Genomic DNA, 16,111 nt, shown 5'->3' with positions numbered 1-16,111 from the left:
GTCCGTGCGTATCAGCAGCAGTCGATGCCGAGTTCGGTCAGCTCGGCGATGCGCTCCTCGATTGCCTGCCTCCCCTGGTCGGAGTCGGCCTCGTAGACAGTCTTGGGCAGGAGCTGGGTCGTCTCGGTGAGGGTGTCGTCCTGCACCTGCTGCCAGGTCTCCATCGTCAGCTCACCGAACTGAGGCGGCGTCGAGATCGTCATCCGCATTTCGCCGGCGAGGATCGCCTCGAGGCCGCTGCGCTGGGCGTCCTTGCCCCAGATCCAGCCGAGGAGCTCGTCACGGCCGGCGGCCTTGATCGCCGCGATCGCGCCCAGGGCCATCTCATCGTTGTCCGCGATCACGCCGTCGATCTCACCGGCGCCGAAGCGCTGGAGGAGGTCCTCCATGCACTGTCGCCCCGGCTCGCGGGAGTAGTTGCCGTCGCACTGGGCGACCTCCTCGATGCCCGCGTTCTCCGCGAGCACCTCGTCGATGCCCTCCTGCTCGTCCAGGACGGGGGACGCGCCCGACGTGCCGGTGATGTGCACGATGCGGCCGGTCGCCGAGCCGTTCAGTTCGGTCATGCCGCGAACCACGCTTTCGGCCACCAGCCGACCGGTCTCGACGAAGTCGATGGTCAGAAAGGCCTTGTACTGGCCCTCCCCCGGCGTGCCGGGCAGGGCGCGGTCCACCACGATCAGCGGCACACCGGCCTCCTCGGCCAGCCCGGGGACCGGGGCCAGCGGCTCGAAGGTCACCGGCCGCACGACGAGGAGGTCGGGCTGGCGCGACAGGAGGTCTCGCACGTCCTGCAGCTGCTTGGCCGGGTCTCCTTCGGCATCCGCCTGGATGAACTCGCAGCCGGCGCCCTCGACCGCGGCCTGCATGTCACGCGAGTTCTCGACCATCCACTCGAAGGCCAGCGACTCCTGCGAGAAGGCAACTGTGCAGTTCCCGTCGCCGGAGCCCTCACCGGTGGCCTGAGCGTCCTCCCCGCGGCCACAGCCGACGACGAGGGACAGCAGGCCGGCGCCGACCGCGCCGATCGCCTTCATTCGTGTTGCTCGGTTCATCCGTCTCTCCTGGGGTTGAGGGCTCGCCGCACGGTGGACGAGCTGAAGGCCATCCCTCACCGGGCTGGCGTGAGCGCTGAACTGCAGGGGTGATGCCGAACGCGGGTCCTGCCGGTTCTCAGGACTGCAGGCACGGGCCTCGTCTTCGAGCGCCGGACGTGTTCACGAGTGGAATTGCTTTTCGCTCACTGGAACGGTGATTAGCGTGCCGTCAGCCCCAGTGATGTGTCAAGGGCCACAGTGCGTCGAGATTCTTTTGTGCTCGAGGGGCCTAGGGGGCGCCCCAGAACCACGCGCGCGGAGGCGGGTCCGCGGTGCCGGACGCCCTGAAGGCAGGCGTGGGCGGGCCGCACGGGAGCTGTGGACAGCTCGTCGACAACACCGTGATAGGGCCGGGAAACACCGGAAACGCGGTGGACGTGCCGGCAGGCACATCCACCATGACCGCGAGCGGCTCAGCGCAGCCGGGTGGTCACCCGTTCTCGGCGGAGGCCAGGCCGTCCTGCCGCATCGGCTCTGCGAGAGCCGCCAGGCTCTCGATGGCCTCACGAGGTGCGCCCAGAGAGGTGGAGATCTTCAGCGCGGCGGTCAGGACCGACGGCCCCAGCTCGAGCGCCTCGTCGAGGCTGAGGTCGAAGATGGCCGAGGAGACGCTGACACCACCGATGACGCCGCCCCGCGCGTCGAACACCGGGGCTCCGACACAGCGGACGTTCTCCTCGTTCTCCTCGTCGTCGATCGCGAAGCCCCGGGCGCGAATCTCCACGAGTTGCTGCTTGAGCGTGCGGGCCGAAGTGATCGTGTGCGGTGTCCGCCGGACCAGCGACGACCGCAGGTAGGGCTCGGCCCGGTCCGGAGTCATGAACGCGAGAATCGCCTTGCCGATCGACGTGCAGTGAACGGGGAGCGACGTCCCGATGGTCGAGGCCATGCGGTAGGGCCGGCGGCCTTCGATCTTCGCCACGTAGACGGGCACCCCGCCGGTCATCGCCGCGAAGTGGATGGCGTCCGGGGTTCTGGCCTGAAGCCAGCGCAGTCCTTCTCCCGCCTCGGATGGGTAGTCCAGCTGGGAGAGCGCCTTCCCCGACAGTGCGAACATCTTCGGACCGAGGCAGTAGGACCGGTCGTCGGTCTGACGGAGCAACCCGCGTGCCACCAGGAGCCGCAGAATTCGGTGAGCGGTCGGCTTGGGGATCCCGGCCTCGGCGGCGAGGTCCGCCAACGTCAGCGGGCGACGGGCGGTGATGGCGATGGTCAGGAGATCCAGCGCGCGGTCGATTGCGCTGGGTGGACCCGAATCGTCGATCTGCGTCATACCGCTCCCCATGATCCCCCTGTCGCGACTGGCGTAGAAACGGTACCCGTCCCTCCCGCCATTCGGGCGCGCACCGCGCCTGCTCAGGACGGGCATCGGTCTCATCGCTGAACACGGGCGCCCGCCCCGCTGACCAGCGCTTCTACCTCGGCGAGGTTTGCCATCGACGTGTCCCCGGGCGTGGTCATCGCGAGGGCACCGTGAGCCGCTCCGTACTCGACTGCTGCCCGGATGTCCGACTTCTCCAGCATCCCGTAGATCAGGCCGGCGGCGAAGCTGTCGCCACCGCCGACCCGGTCGAGGATGTCCAGGCCGGGTCGGGAAACCGACTCGATGATCTCCCCGTCCGCCCAGGCCAGTGCACTCCAGTCGTTCACAGACGCGGTCCGGACGGTGCGCAGGGTGGTCGCCACCACCCTGAAGTTCGGGTAGGTGGCGGAGACCGCCGACACCATCTTCGCGAAGTTCTCGACCTCCAGGGCGCTGAGGCTTGCGTCGGTGTTGGGCACCTCGAAACCGAGGGCCGCGGTGAAGTCCTCCTCATTGCCGATCATCACGTCGACGTAGGGCGCCAGCCGGCGGTTGACCTCTTGGGCCCGCTCCAGGCCGCCGTAGCTCTTCCACAAGCTCGGCCGGTAGTTGAGGTCGTAGGAGATGACCGTCCCGTGTCGCTTGGCGGCCGCCATTGCTTCCTCGATGACGTCGGGAGTGGTGTCGGAGAGACCGGCGTAGATCCCGCCGGTGTGGAACCAGCGGGCCCCGAGGCTGCCGAAGATGCGGTCCCAGTCCACATCTCCCTTTCGCATCGCGCTGGCGGCGGTGTGGCCGCGGTCGGACATGCCGAGGGCTCCCCGAACCCCGAACCCGCGCTCGGTGAAGTTCAGCCCGTTGCGCACCGTGCGGCCACAGCCGTCGTAGGGCACCCAGCGAATGTGCTCGGTCTCCACGTCGCCCTGGAGGATGAGGTCCTCGATCAGGCGACCGACCTCGTTGTCCGCAAGCGCAGTCACGATGGCGGTGCGAAGGCCGAAGCATCGCCGCAGACCGCGCGCGACGTTGTACTCTCCCCCGCCCTCCCACGCCCGGAAGGAACGTGCGGTGCGGATGCGCAGGTCTCCCGGGTCGAGGCGCAGCATGATCTCTCCCAGAGAGACGACGTCGTAGCGGCATGCCTCGCGTGGACGGAACGTGAGCTGGGACATCAGGCCTCTCCTGACCGGTGGGCGGAAGTGAGGGAAGCGACGCGTAGGACGGCCTCACGCGTCCGTTGCTCGATGGCCGCGAAATCTTCAGCGGCCAGCAGGGCGGGAGCGGCCAGCCACGTGCCGCCCACGGCCAGGACGGCGCGGTGCCCGAGGTAGCCCTCGATGTTTTCCGGAGTCACCCCGCCGGTCGGGATGAACCGGACCGCGCCGAAGGGGCCACTCAAGGCCGACAGCGCCTTGAGGCCGCCGGACGCCTCCGCCGGGAAGAACTTGACCAGGTCGAGCCCGGCGTCGAGGGCCATCAGGATCTCGGTCGCGGTGGCGACACCCGGGATCACCGGGACGCCGGCCTCCCGGCACGCGGAGACGACGGACGGGCTGAACCCGGGCGTGACGACGAACCTGGCGCCGGCAGCGACCACGCGCTCTACCTGGTCCGGCCGGATCACGGTCCCGGCGCCGACGAGGAGATCGGTCCGCTCCGCCATCCGCCCGAGGACGCGCTCGGCATGCTCGGTGCGCATGGTGACCTCGACGCAGGGCAGGCCACCGGCGACCAGCGCCTCCGCCAGGGGCTCAGCGTGGGCGACCTCGTGGACGACCGCTACGGGGACGACCCGCAGCCGCGCCAGGCGGTCGACGATCGAGGACGGCACCGCGTATCTCGCGTCCGCGCCGGTGCGCACGGCCGCATCCACCGAAGTCATCGCATGTACCCGAGGCGGTGACCGGCGACCTGCATCCGGATCCGGTAGACGGAGGTGTTAGCCGTCAGGTACAGCGAGCACCAGTCAGCGTCACCCCAGTTGAGGTTGGCGACCTGCTCGGGCACCTCGATGGTCCCCAGCCGGGTCCCGTCTGGCGTGTAGACCCAGACGCCACCGGGACCGGTGACGTAGACGTTGCCGTACTCGTCGACCTTCATGCCGTCGACATAGCCGTCGTCGCCGTCCTCGGTCCAGGTGATGCCGTCGGCGAAGACGCGCCCCCGGCCGAGCGGGCGGTCGCCGGTCATCTCGAACACTCGGATGTGCGCCCGGGCCGTGTCGCCGACGTAGAGCAGCGACTCGTCCGTGGAGAGGCAGAGCCCGTTGGGCTGCGCCATGTCGTCGACCAGGAGCTCGAGTTCGCCGCCGTCGGGGTGGACCCGGTACACACCCTGGATCTCCTGCTGAACGTCGCGGACCACGCCGACGGAATCCATCACCCGTCCGAAGGTCGGGTCGGTGAAGATCACGGAGCCGTCCGACGCGACGATGACGTCGTTGGGGCTGTTGAGCTCCTTGCCCTGCCAGTGCGAGGCGATGGGCGTCCGCGTCCCACCCGGAGTCCCCCGCGTGACTGTGCTGGTGGCGTGCTCGCACACGATCAGCCGGCCCTCGTTGTCGAGGGTCATGCCGTTGCCCTTGGCGTTGGGCTCGGCCACCACGCCTTGCCCTTCCTCGGGGTGCCAACGCATGAGCCGGTTCGCCGGGATATCGCTGAACAAGAGGGAGCCGTCGGGCAACCAGATCGGTCCCTCGGTGAAGATGCAGTCCTTCGCGACGCGTTCGACCGCGGCGTCGGGTTCCACGAGGTGGGCGAGACCATCTCCGGGGGGGCTTGTCATCGTGTGTCGTTCCTTCCGGTACCGCGAGGCCGACCGGCCTCACGCGACGTCTGGCCACGCGGCGCGGCCGACTCGACGTCCGCCCTCCTCGTGGAGCGCCCGCGCGATCGAGGGCAGAGTGCGAAACCACGCCGGAACCGGCGCGGGAGTGACCGCCGGCGGCAGCGCGCGGGCGGTCGAGAAGACGAGAGGGCCCCAGCCCGGGCAGCCGTCCGTGGGAAGTTCCGCGGGCCTGGGGATCAGGCGACGCCGGACAGCTCCCCGCCGTCGACAAAGAAGGGGGATCCGGTGGAGAAGACGCAGTCGTCCGAGGCGAGGTAGACCACGAGCGGCGCGACCTCCTCCGGCTCCCCTGGACGGCCCATCGGGTTGCTCGCCGCCACGGCGGCGGGATCGGCCTGGGCAGCGAGGAAGTCGCGCCCGATGCCGGTCGTGATCAGGCCGGGCACCAGGGCGTTGACGCGGATGCCGTCCTTGGCCAGGTCCATCGCCATCGCCCGGGTGAGCGACAGGACGGCCCCCTTGGAGGTGATGTACGCAGCATTTCCGGGCCAGCCCTTGAAGGACGCCGGGGAGGCGGTGTTGATGATTCGGCCCCCGCCGTTGCGACGCATCTGTGGGATGGCGAAGCGGGAGCAGAAGAAGATGCTGTCGACGTTGACCGCGAGGACACGCCGCCAGTCCTCCACGCTCATGTCGACGACGCTCCCCTCCATGGGGTTGATGCCGGCGTTGTTGAACAAGACGTCCAGGCGGCCGAACGCGTCGACCGTGGCCTCGACCACGCGGCGGCAGTCGTCCTCCTGCGCGACGTCGGTCTTGACGAAGATGGCCTCGCCGCCGCTCGTCCGGATGGTCTCGACGGTTTCTTCCCCGCCGGGCCCGTTGAAATCCGCCACGGTGACCCGGGCGCCCTCACGGGCGAAAGCGATCGCCGCCGCGCGACCGATCCCCGATGCCCCCCCGGTGACGATGCATGCCTTCCCGCTCAACTTCATGTCTCAGCACTGCCTTCCACGGAGGTCTCGCCCCGGTACGCCGATCGGAGGGGCGGCTCGCCGGCAGGGGACCGGAGCGGACCCCTGCCGGCGAGACTCGGATCAGGAGGTCTTGCCGGCCTTGCTCACGTCGAGCGGGCGGGCGAGCTCCTCGGCGTTGACCACCAGGTTGTTGATCCCCCGGTGGTTGAAGGCCGAGCGGCCGAAGAAGGCCTCGACGTTCGTCAGCGGGCCGATCGGCAGCTGGTCGAACGGCCCATCGTTGATCTCGATCGTCCCGGTGCCCTTCTTGGCATCGGTCGTGTCGAAGTCCAGCTGAACGAAGACCAGCTGCTGCTTCTCGACGGCGACGCTGTCCGGCGACGGCACCTGACGGAAGCAGATGGCGTGCGTCCGGCCGTAGAAGGGGAACTCGGAGTCCTCGATCGGCTCCAGGTTCTCGACCCGGGCGGAGATCAGCTTGGTGCCGCGGCGCGCGACGGTGTATTCGTAGTGGTCCGAATCACCGTCGGTTGTCTTCGGCGTGATCTCCATATCGCCGATCTTCTTCGGGTAGCCCCAGACCTCGCGGCCGTGGACCAGCACCAGGTCGTCGTCCACGTACAGCTGCACCAGGAAGTTGCCCTTGGTCTCGGGCCGGCCGGGCAGCTGTGACACGACACCGATGCCCCACTCGTGGAACGGCCACGCCCAGGTGGTCTTGCCCTCCTTCTGCGTCTCCTTGAACCACCCCATGTAGATGATCACCTCATCGGTGGCCTCCAGGGGGGCGGGGACGAGCTTGCGGAGCTGCTCGATGTCGCCCTTGGCGCGCAGAACGATGTAGTCGGCGTCGATCTGACCCGTCTCGTCCTCGCCCTGCGTGCAGGCGAGCCAGTCGAGCTCGAAGTTCCGGCAGACCTCTGCCTGCTTCTGAACCATGTACTTCTCCTCACTTGCATCGCGGCAGGTGCCGCTGGGGGGTGACTTGCCTCGGTTCGGAGCCGTTCCGAGCGACGCGGGGACCGGCCCCGATGGACTTTTCGTCCTTCCAGCCGTTCAGATGGGCGGAACGCCGTGTCGATAGACTGAATGCTTGCAGAGTGGTCCGGGTCACGTCAAGACGCCGGGAAGAAACATTCCGTCGACTTGAAAACGGCCCGTGAGCAGGACGAATGAGCAGCACGTCAAGCCCGGGGGCGGCAGCAACCCCCGGCTCAGAGACGTGCGGTTCCCGGCAGCAGCAGCACTGCTCGCGGGTCATATGTCAGACGGTCGGCGGGAAGTCGATCGCTCGCGCCGCGGACTCCCACGACGCCCACTCGTCGAGCGTCGCCCGGTATCGCGAGGAGGCCAGGTCGAACGCTCCCGACCCCATGAGCACCCGCCGGGGCGGGCTGGGATGGTCGACGATCTGCAGGAGCAGTTCGGCGGCGCGCACTGGATCTCCCGGCTGCTGCCGGGCGAACTCCGATGCCATCCCCTCCAGGCGGGCATCCCAGGCGTCCGCGTACGCGTCGAGAGTCGTGGCCACCCGGTGCATCGACGCGTGCGCCCAATCGGTGCGCATGGCTCCGGGTTCCAGCAGCGTGACGTGCATGCCAAAGGGCCGGACCTCTTCGGCCAGGCTCTCGCTCATGGCCTCGAGGGCCCACTTGGTCATGCAGTAGAGCCCGACCATCGGGAACGCGGCGACGCCGGCGACGCTCGAGACCTGCACGATGTGTCCGCTCCCCTGGGCTCTCAGGTACGGCAGCGCGGCCTGCACCACCCACATCGGCCCGAGCAGATTGGTCTCGAGCAGGCTGCGGGTCTCGGCCTCACCCGCCTCCTCGATGGCGCCGAGGACGCCGTAGCCGGCGTTGTTGACGACGACGTCGAGGCGGCCGAAGGCGTCGTGCACCTGGTCGACCGCGCGCAGCACGTCGGCGCGGGCGGTGACGTCGAGCCGCACGGGCAGGAATGCGCCGTCGTACCGGTCGACGAGATCACTAAGCGGCGCAACGTCGCGGGCGACGCCCGCAACGAGGTCACCCCGGTCGAGGGCGGCCTCGGTGAAGGCGCGCCCCAGCCCGCGGGACGCCCCGGTGACGAGCCAGGCCTTCACCGGGGGACGCCCTCAACGATCGCCGGGCCGGCCTCGAGGACTGCGACATCGTCGTCCGACAGCTTCAGATCCGCTGCGCCCACCAGGTCCTCAAGCTGTTTCGGGCGCCGGGGCCCGAGGATCGCGCTGGTGACGGCCGGACGACGGAGCACCCAGGCGATCGCGACCTCCGAGGCCGTGCTGCCGTGCCGGTCGGCGACTGAGCGGAGCGCATCGACCAGCCGCAAGTTCGCCGACAGTCGCGGCTCCGTGTATTCCGCGTGCCCGTTGCGCCAGTCGGCCGGCGTGAGGGCAGCGACGCGCTCGCGGGTCATCTGCCCCCCAAGCAGGCCGTGCTTGAGCGGCGAGTAGGTGACCGCGCCGATGCCTGCGCGCTCCGCGTAGGGAAGGACCTCCGCCTCCGCGGCGCGCTCGACGAGCGAGTACTCGGGCTGGATCGCGTCGATCGACGCGATCAGCTCACACCGCGCCATCTGCATGGCGGAGAAGTTCGAGACCCCGATGAGCCGAACCTTGCCCTCCGCCTTGAGCTCGGCGAGCGTGCTCCAGCCCTCCTCGATGTCCTCGTCCGGGATGGGCCAGTGGATCATCAGCACATCCAGGACGTCGGTCTCCAGCCGGGAGAGGCTGGCGTCGGCCTCCTCGCGGATCGACGTCGCGGTGATGCGGTTGTCGAAGTCGCCGACCTCGCTGGGCACGAGCCCGCACTTGGTGAAGACGAGCGGCCGCTCCGTCATGCCGCGCAGCGCCCGGGCGACGACGCGCTCGGCGTGCCCGAAACCGTAGTAGGCCGCCGTGTCGATCCAATTGATGCCCAGGTCGAGGGCGCGGTGAATGGTGGCGACCGACTCGACGTCGTCCGCTGGCCCTAGGTTGGAGGTGCGGCGCTTGCCGTCTCCCATCGCCCAGGTGCCCATGCCGAGCACCGTCAGCTCCAGGCCGGTCTGACCAAGGGGGCGCGACTGCATACCGTCTCCTTAACCTCAAGGGTTGCGTGAGCAGGGCCAAGGGATGGGTCGCGAGACCTGCCGTCGATCGCGACCCACCCCTGGCCTTGATCCGCCTTCCGGCGGACTACTTGGTGAGGGCCCCGGCGTCGATACGCAGCTCGGTGCCGGTCACGTAACGCGCCTCGTCGGAGGCGAGGAACAGCACCGCGTTGCTCACGTCCACCGACTCGATCCAAGGCACCGGGATGAGGTTGATCCCGATCGACGGCGGGATGAAGTCGTCGATCGTCGGGTCCTCGAGGTCCGGCCGGAAGGCCTTGTACAACGACTTGTGGAAGATCAGCGGTGTGTTCACCTGGGTCGGGTGCACCGTGTTCACGCGGATGTTGTTCGGCCCGAGCTCAACTGCGAGCGTCTTCATGATGCCGACGACACCGTGCTTGGCCGCCACGTAGTGGGCCGCGTTACCGAGTCCCTTGGTGCCGGCCGTGGAACTGGTCAGGATGATCGACCCGCCGTTGTCCGCCTCGAGCAAGTGCGGGATGGCGGCCTTCACGGTGTGCCAGACGCCCGTGAGGTTGACGTCCATCATGTCCTGCCACTCCTGCTCGGAGAGCTCGTGCGCACGACCGAGGCTCAGGATCCCGGCGTTGCCGACGACGATATCCACCTTGCCGAGCTCGGCGACACCCTGGTCCAGCGCGCCCTTCAGGGCGTCGAAGTCCCGCACGTCGGCCTGGACAGCGACGATCCGCCGGTCGAGCGCCTCGATCTCCTTGACCGTCTGCGCCAGGTCATCAGGCGTCGCCAAGTCGTACGGGGCAGTGTCGATCTGGGCGCAGAAGTCAACGGCGATGATGTCCGCGCCTTCCTGCGCCAGACGGACCGCGTGGGACCGCCCCTGCCCCCGAGCCGCCCCTGTGATGAATGCGACCTTGCCCTCGACCCGTCCCATGGAGCCATCTCCCTTGATTTGGTTTGGCGAGTGCTCGCGCTCGAGAGCAGCTGAGCCCGCCCTGTGACGACAGAACTTCCGCAAGATCGTTCCGATGTATGGAACGCTATCTCACTGGCAAGATGGAGGTTAGGGACGTGGGTCACAGTCGTCAAGCCCCCGGATCCGACGCTGAGGGCGAGCGGGGGGACGGCGCCTTCACCGTGGTCCCCTTCATCCGCGACCCCGGCCGCGAGTCATGCCACGTCGCGACGCGGTGCGGAGACGGCTTGCTGACGCGCACACGGGTCGCCGCGCGCGCCGCCATGGCAAGTTCCGACCGCGGAACGGAGGAGGGGAAGTCGTGAGCCCCATGGCGGCAGACAGGGCTGGGTACAAGGCTCGAGGGGCTGCGCGAATCGCACCGATCCCTGCGCTGAACGCGTAGACCCGCGCGCCTTGGTCTCGTGGAATAGGTGGTAACGGCTCGTTCGACGAGCGCGGTCACTGAGCACGGGCTCAGGGCGGTGGCCATGCCTCGTGGGTCGCAGAGACAGTGCCGCACCCTGCGGACTCTGGGTGGAGCGGGTTGGTCCGTCCAGCGTTGCTCTGTGCTGTCAGTTCAGCGTGAGCTTCGGGAGGTGTCAGTCGTGTCGGGACGGTTGGACACATGGACGCCTGACAGGCGATCGGAACCGCCGTGGCCATTTCTCGGATCGCAGAGGATCCGGCTTCGGTCTCGGAGCGAGCCGAGCAGATCCTCCGCGGTCGTGGCCTTCGAGACGGCGACGATCTCGGTGCGCAGTCCGAAAGCGGGGGACCCGCATCGCCCTGGCGATCACCGGGGAGGTCGCGGTGCCACACGTCAACTACGAACGCCGGCGCACGGCGCCGAGCTGAACCGGATCGGGATGGTCCAGCCTCCTCCCCCCGATTCGGCACACCGAGCTGCCGATGCCTGCCGCGGACAGGCTCTGCTGGCCGCAAAGCCTATGGCCGTGCTGGCTGCGGCGGCTCGGTCGGGTCGGATCGTTCACCGGGGACGGTCGCCATGTCGGACACTCGACGGCGCTGACGAACGACGCTTCCCCTACGACGCCTGCGGACCGGCAGCTGCTCTACGGCATCGGCCCGCTCGTGGCCTGCACACTCGACCGGACGCGCACGACTGGGCCGCCGCCGACATGTGCACGACGTTGTCCCGGCTGGTCCTCACCGCGTCACGGTCGGCTCAAACCAGCTGGTCTGGCGGGGGCGCGATCCCCTGGTGTCCAGACCGGCACACGACCCTTGATCCCTCAATCCTGCCTAGAAGGGCTCATGAGACCCGTGCATCCCGTTACGCATAGCGGTACCGCCGGTCAGGACACCAACGAGCGACTCGTCGCCGCCTGCCCCAGTTGGTGCGATCGCGACGAGAAGGTCGACGAGGGCACCCCGGAAGAGTTTGTCATTCACTGCGGTGCCGAGAGCTACGTCGGCTCGATACGCCTCCAACTGCGGCAGGTGACGTTTGTCGATGGCGCATTCGAGCCGCCCGTCCTGTTGCTTGGCGAGGACGAGTTGCCGATGGCCGACGCCGCGCACCTGGCTCCCGTCCTGGCCGCCACGGCGGCCGAGGCGACGGGTGCCCGGTACGCCCAGGCCATGCCCGACACCCGACCGCCGGTCGACGACACTCCGATGCTGTACCAACGCTGCCTCGCAAGCTGAACCGCCCAGGTTCAGTGGACGTGGTCCGGGCAGGGACCGGAATCAAGGGATTCCAGGAATCGGAGCCTGACCGGGGGCACCCCAGACCCTCCACCGAACCCGGAGCAGTTCAGGCGAGGCAGCTTGCGACCACACTTCGCACGCGGCCAGACGCCGAGAACATGCTTCCGTCACGTCTTCTGACGTCTAGGACCTGCGCAGTGTCTCCGATGGACGCTCGCCGAACCTTTGATGGTAGGCGGCGGCAAACCGGCCAAAGCTCACGAATCCCCACCGAGCGGCCACTTGGGAAACCGTCTTGGTGTGCGGGTCGGCCGAGCGCAATTCCTCTCGCGCCTGGGTCAAGCGAACCGCCCGGAGATACTGACTCGGCGGGACCCCGAGTGACCGAGCGAAGCCATCCTGCAAGCTTCGGGTGCTGACCGCGACGCGGCGGGCAAGCGCGGTGGTGGTCCAGGGCTCTTCGGGGTGGCTCCGAATGAGTTCGATCGCATTGCGGACCGCAGGTGGCGGCGCCGGTCGCCGCGGGCCGGTCAGGGCGTCGATGTAGTTGTGGGGCTGGGCGAGCAACAGCCCATCCACAAGGATCCGCTCGAGGTTGGCCGCTGCCAGAGGATGGTCAAGCAGGCCCTGCGCGTAGCCCCCTTGCCGGCCGATCAGTCGAAGCGTGTCCACCCACGCTCTGCCCCCGTCGGTGGTGAGGTCCATCGCAGGGGCAAACTTGATCGGCTTGACCAGGGGTTGGTCCAACATCGCCTCGAGCTCTCGTTGGAGTACATGGGGCGGGATCATCAGGCAGAACTGTCCGCAGCCGGCACGCCACTCGATGTCGGCGGGCAGGCCGGGCATGAAGACGGCTGCACGGGCCGACGTGGAGATCACGCACTCCAGGCGTCCGGATCGGGAGATCGTGCCGCCGGAAAGCGGAAGGTTCACGTGGAAGTTCTCCGCCTCGGCCGTGTCTATCTGCACGGAGCGGCTCAACCAGGCATAGCTGACCGTGGCTCTGCCTATCCGGACCGCATTCAACCCGAAGTCAAGGCCTCGGGTGTCCGTCCGTTCCCGCAGTTGCAGGTGGAGCGGTAGGAACGTCGCCTGCAGGGCGTCGGTTGTCTCGTCGAGGTCGGAAGTCCGCGCCACGGAGAACCGGCCCAACGGCTCTGAACCCAAATGCTTCTCCTCAGGCTCCACCCGCTATACCTCATCAGCGAACGGGCTCGCTCGAGTGGCTATTCCTGGAAGGTCGCCGTGCGCGGCGCCCTCCACCCACGAGCTGGCGACAAAGGCGTCTGCCTTCAGTAATGCGGCGCCGTGCCCGCCGGTGACAGCCGAGCTGCTTCGCGGCCGACCGTGACATCCGGCGACAGCAGTCCGTGGGCGACTCCCGGCTCACCAGGCTCACTGCGTGTTGACCTCGCCCGGCACACGCGCGATGAGGAGCGAGCTCCACGGCCGTTCTGCCGGGGAAGTGCCGGCCGCCGACGATGACCTGGTTCGACAGATGTTGCGTGCCGTCACCACGAGACGCGACGGACGACCAGTCCACCGGGAGTGGGCACGTCCCTAGCATCGCGGCAAGGCCGGGACGGAGCCGGCGAGCGCCCCGCACGAGGAGAAGCGTTGACGGCATCCCTGCACTTCCCGCGCACCGCCGCGTCCACCGCCGGCGACAACCTTCACGAGCTCCCAGAGTTCGCGGGCCTCGGGGTGCTCGGACTCCTCCCGGACACCGTCGGGCTCGCTGCGGACATCACCTTCGGCGAGGTCACGCTGGCGCCCGGCCAGCTGGTGCCGACCCATCGCAATTCCCAGGCGGAGGCGGTGTTTCTCGTCGAAGGCACCGTTCGACTGTGGCGCCCGGGTGGCTCCGCCGAGCTGTCCGCCCCCGGCGCGGCGTATTTCCCGCCGGGTGAGGCGCATTCGCTCCAGTGCGTCGGCAGCGAGCCGGCGCGCCTGCTCGTCGCGTACGCCACCGGCGGGGACCAGAAGACGGTGACCTCGGAGCTGCTGCCCAACACCGCCCTCGAGGGGACGATGAACCCGAGCACGGCCCCGTCGGCGGGACTGTTCGACCGCTGGGCCGTGGCCGAGGACATGGTCGCTTGGGTCCCTGTCGAACCCACCAAGGGGATGCGCCTGCGGTGCCGCTATCTGCTCGAGCCGGCGACCGGCACGAAGGAATTCGTCATCGGCACGGCGGCGGTCGACCCGCAACTGCACTACACGATCCACCGGCACGCGCCGGCCGAGATCTACCACGTCCTCGAGGGCACCGCGACGATCTACGTGGGCGACGATGCCTACAGGGCAGGTCCCGGCGACACCGTGTACGTCCCCGCATGGGCGCCGCACGGCATCGACACGAACGACGATGACCTGCGGATGTACTGGTTCTACACGCTGGACGCGTGCCACGGCACGTGGGCGTGGGAGCCGCTGGAGCCGGTGTACTCGACGCCGCCGCGCCGCCCGCTGGAAACGGGCCCCCGTCGGGGCTTCCACGTCTGATGCGGAGCACACTCTTCGCCGGCGGGTACGTATTCGACGGCACCGGCTCCACGCCGTCGAGGGCCGACGTCCTCGTCGAGGATGGCGTCATCCGGGCGATCGGCAGGTCCCTCGTCGGTGACACCGTCGTCGACACGACCGGTCGGACCGTCCTGCCCGGCCTCATCGACGCTCACGTCCACCTCGCGCTGTCCGGCGTGAACCTGGTGGAAAGGCTCGCGAACCCGTTCTCCTTCCACTTCTTCCAGGCGGTGGTCAACTGCCAGCGGACCGTCGCAACGGGGATCACCACCGTGCGGGACGCCGCAGGCGCGGATCTGGGACTGAAACAGGCCCTCGCCCGCGGGCTGATCAGCGGGCCACGAGCGCTCATCGCCGTGAACATGATCAGCCAGACCGGGGGCCACAACGACGGGCACCTGAGCTGTGGTCTCGCGGTCGAACTGTTCCCGCACCACCCCGGGGTGCCGTCCGGCGTCGCCGACGGCCCGGACGAGATCCGCCGGACAGTGCGGACCATGCTCCGAGCCGGCGCAGACGTCATCAAGGTCGCGACGACCGGCGGGGTGCTGTCCCCCTCGGACGATCCGAAGCATGCACATCTGCGCCCGGACGAGCTCGCGGCCCTGGTCGCGGAGGCGGACGCCGCCCACGTCGCCGTTATGGCCCACGCGCAGGGTGCCGAGGGCATCAAGAACGCGGTGCGCGCCGGGGTGCGCTCGATCGAGCACGGCATCTTCCTCGACGACGAGGCGATCGAACTCATGTTGGCGAGGGGGACCTGGCTGGTCCCGACGCTGCTGGCGCCCCTGTCGGTGATCGAGGCGGCCGAGCGCGGCGAGGTGCACGGGCCGGCCGTGCTGGACAAGGCCCTGGAGGTCGCCGCCGTGCACCGGGACGCGGTGACGCGGGCCGTCGAGGCCGGGGTGCCCATCGCGATGGGGACGGACACCGGCATCGGCCCGCACGGTGACAACCTCCGGGAGCTGCAACTGCTGGTCGACTGCGGGCTCTCCCCGTACCAGGCGTGGGCCGCCGCGACGTCGGGCGCCGCGGGGCTGCTCCGCCTCGATGACCGGATCGGGAGGGTCGAGCCGGGTCTGATCGCCGACCTGGTGATCCTGGACGGCGACCTGACCGACCTGTCCGGGCTGGCCGGCCGCGTCGTGGAGACCTGGCAGGCCGGATGCAGGACCTACCGACGACCCGTCCACGAGGTGGCCCGATGACCGTTCCCGACCAGGCCGTCCCGGATGGCGCGTTGCCGATGATGGCATCGCTGCGGACGTTCCAGGACTACCACTGGCTGATGCTGAAAGTCTTCTACGACGCGGTGCTGGACGCGCATGGCACGGCAGGTCTCGCCCAGCTGGCCGCGGGCATGCGGCAGGCCGGCGTGTTCCGGGGCACCGCGATGCGGGACCAGCCGGCGTCGTTCGTGGCCGGCCGCGGACCAGCGCAGCTGGTCGAGCACTGGGACACCGCAGAATGGCAGCTCGGGGCCGAGGACGGCACGCTCCGGGTCACTACCGAGGGCCCCACGCTGACGCTGACGCTCCCCGAAGCGCCCGGGCGCGCGTACCTGTCCGTGCTCGACGCCTAGCTCATGTGCCTCGGGTGGTCGACCCACGAAATGTCAGTGCCGATCGCTACTCTGGAGTATTCGACCGCAAACCCCACATCTGGTGGTCAGCCACAAGGCAACACCTAGATGTTGTGGTTTTTTCGAGCGTGTCGC

At 68.8% G+C, this 16,111-nt stretch carries 15 protein-coding genes; 4 read left to right on the top strand and 11 right to left on the bottom strand.

The window, feature by feature from the left end; genetic code table 11:
* Positions 1-11: 11 nt before the first annotated feature.
* The 10 genes from FHU33_RS08820 to FHU33_RS08775 all read right to left on the bottom strand — a co-directional run bounded on the left by FHU33_RS08820 (position 12) and on the right by FHU33_RS08775 (position 10,257).
* Complete coding sequence (locus FHU33_RS08820; protein WP_142025019.1) at positions 12-1,055, bottom strand: substrate-binding domain-containing protein; 1,044 nt, start codon at positions 1,053-1,055, stop codon at positions 12-14.
* A 472-nt stretch (positions 1,056-1,527) separates the two neighbouring features.
* Positions 1,528-2,370, bottom strand: a complete 843-nt coding sequence (locus FHU33_RS08815) for an IclR family transcriptional regulator (RefSeq protein ID WP_170182373.1) — start codon at positions 2,368-2,370, stop codon at positions 1,528-1,530.
* 101 nt (positions 2,371-2,471) lie between these two features.
* A complete protein-coding gene (locus FHU33_RS08810) occupies positions 2,472-3,572 on the bottom strand; it encodes a sugar kinase (protein ID WP_142025016.1) in 1,101 nt (366 codons plus the stop codon).
* Positions 3,572-4,282 carry a bifunctional 4-hydroxy-2-oxoglutarate aldolase/2-dehydro-3-deoxy-phosphogluconate aldolase gene (eda, locus tag FHU33_RS08805; protein ID WP_142025015.1) on the bottom strand — a complete coding sequence of 237 codons (711 nt, stop codon included), beginning with the start codon at positions 4,280-4,282 and terminating at the stop codon, positions 3,572-3,574. The genes FHU33_RS08810 and eda overlap by 1 nt, the downstream gene beginning before the upstream one ends.
* Positions 4,279-5,184, bottom strand: coding sequence for an SMP-30/gluconolactonase/LRE family protein (locus FHU33_RS08800; RefSeq protein ID WP_142025013.1), 906 nt, complete (start codon positions 5,182-5,184; stop codon positions 4,279-4,281). The genes eda and FHU33_RS08800 overlap by 4 nt, the downstream gene beginning before the upstream one ends.
* 239 nt (positions 5,185-5,423) lie before the next feature.
* Positions 5,424-6,182, bottom strand: a complete 759-nt coding sequence (locus FHU33_RS08795) for an SDR family NAD(P)-dependent oxidoreductase (RefSeq protein ID WP_142025011.1) — start codon at positions 6,180-6,182, stop codon at positions 5,424-5,426.
* 102 nt (positions 6,183-6,284) lie between these two features.
* Positions 6,285-7,103, bottom strand: a complete 819-nt coding sequence (locus tag FHU33_RS08790) for an acetoacetate decarboxylase family protein (protein WP_142025010.1) — start codon at positions 7,101-7,103, stop codon at positions 6,285-6,287.
* A 325-nt stretch (positions 7,104-7,428) separates the two neighbouring features.
* The gene (locus FHU33_RS08785; RefSeq protein ID WP_142025009.1) at positions 7,429-8,268 is read right to left on the bottom strand and encodes an SDR family NAD(P)-dependent oxidoreductase; all 840 of its coding nucleotides are present in this window, start codon (positions 8,266-8,268) and stop codon (positions 7,429-7,431) included.
* Complete coding sequence (locus tag FHU33_RS08780) at positions 8,265-9,236, bottom strand: aldo/keto reductase (protein WP_142025007.1); 972 nt, start codon at positions 9,234-9,236, stop codon at positions 8,265-8,267. The genes FHU33_RS08785 and FHU33_RS08780 overlap by 4 nt, the downstream gene beginning before the upstream one ends.
* A gap of 106 nt (positions 9,237-9,342) precedes the next feature.
* A complete protein-coding gene (locus FHU33_RS08775; protein ID WP_281281627.1) occupies positions 9,343-10,257 on the bottom strand; it encodes a mycofactocin-coupled SDR family oxidoreductase in 915 nt (304 codons plus the stop codon).
* Between the two features lie 1,215 nt (positions 10,258-11,472).
* On the opposite strand from FHU33_RS08775, the gene FHU33_RS08770 reads away from it, so the two are divergent.
* Positions 11,473-11,865 (top strand): hypothetical protein, encoded by a 393-nt coding sequence (locus FHU33_RS08770; protein ID WP_142025005.1) that lies wholly within the window; start codon positions 11,473-11,475, stop codon positions 11,863-11,865.
* 186 nt (positions 11,866-12,051) lie between these two features.
* Here FHU33_RS08770 and FHU33_RS08765 read toward each other — a convergent pair whose 3' ends face one another.
* A complete protein-coding gene (locus tag FHU33_RS08765; RefSeq protein ID WP_142025004.1) occupies positions 12,052-13,056 on the bottom strand; it encodes an AraC family transcriptional regulator in 1,005 nt (334 codons plus the stop codon).
* A 429-nt stretch (positions 13,057-13,485) separates the two neighbouring features.
* On the opposite strand from FHU33_RS08765, the gene FHU33_RS08760 reads away from it, so the two are divergent.
* The 3 genes from FHU33_RS08760 to FHU33_RS08750 are packed head-to-tail and all read left to right on the top strand — an operon-like array spanning position 13,486 to position 15,976.
* On the top strand, positions 13,486-14,373 hold the full coding sequence (locus tag FHU33_RS08760; RefSeq protein ID WP_170182372.1) for a dimethylsulfonioproprionate lyase family protein: 888 nt from the start codon (positions 13,486-13,488) through the stop codon (positions 14,371-14,373).
* Positions 14,373-15,602, top strand: a complete 1,230-nt coding sequence (locus FHU33_RS08755; protein ID WP_142025001.1) for a metal-dependent hydrolase family protein — start codon at positions 14,373-14,375, stop codon at positions 15,600-15,602. Before FHU33_RS08760 ends, FHU33_RS08755 begins: the two co-directional genes overlap by 1 nt.
* On the top strand, positions 15,599-15,976 hold the full coding sequence (locus FHU33_RS08750; RefSeq protein ID WP_142024999.1) for a hypothetical protein: 378 nt from the start codon (positions 15,599-15,601) through the stop codon (positions 15,974-15,976). Before FHU33_RS08755 ends, FHU33_RS08750 begins: the two co-directional genes overlap by 4 nt.
* Positions 15,977-16,111 lie beyond the last annotated feature (135 nt).

The organism is Blastococcus colisei (genome assembly GCF_006717095.1).
Taxonomy (GTDB): Bacteria; Actinomycetota; Actinomycetes; order Mycobacteriales; family Geodermatophilaceae; genus Blastococcus_B; species Blastococcus_B colisei.
Note: the sequence above shows the minus strand (reverse complement) of the source record. Positions and strands in the feature narration are given on the sequence as shown.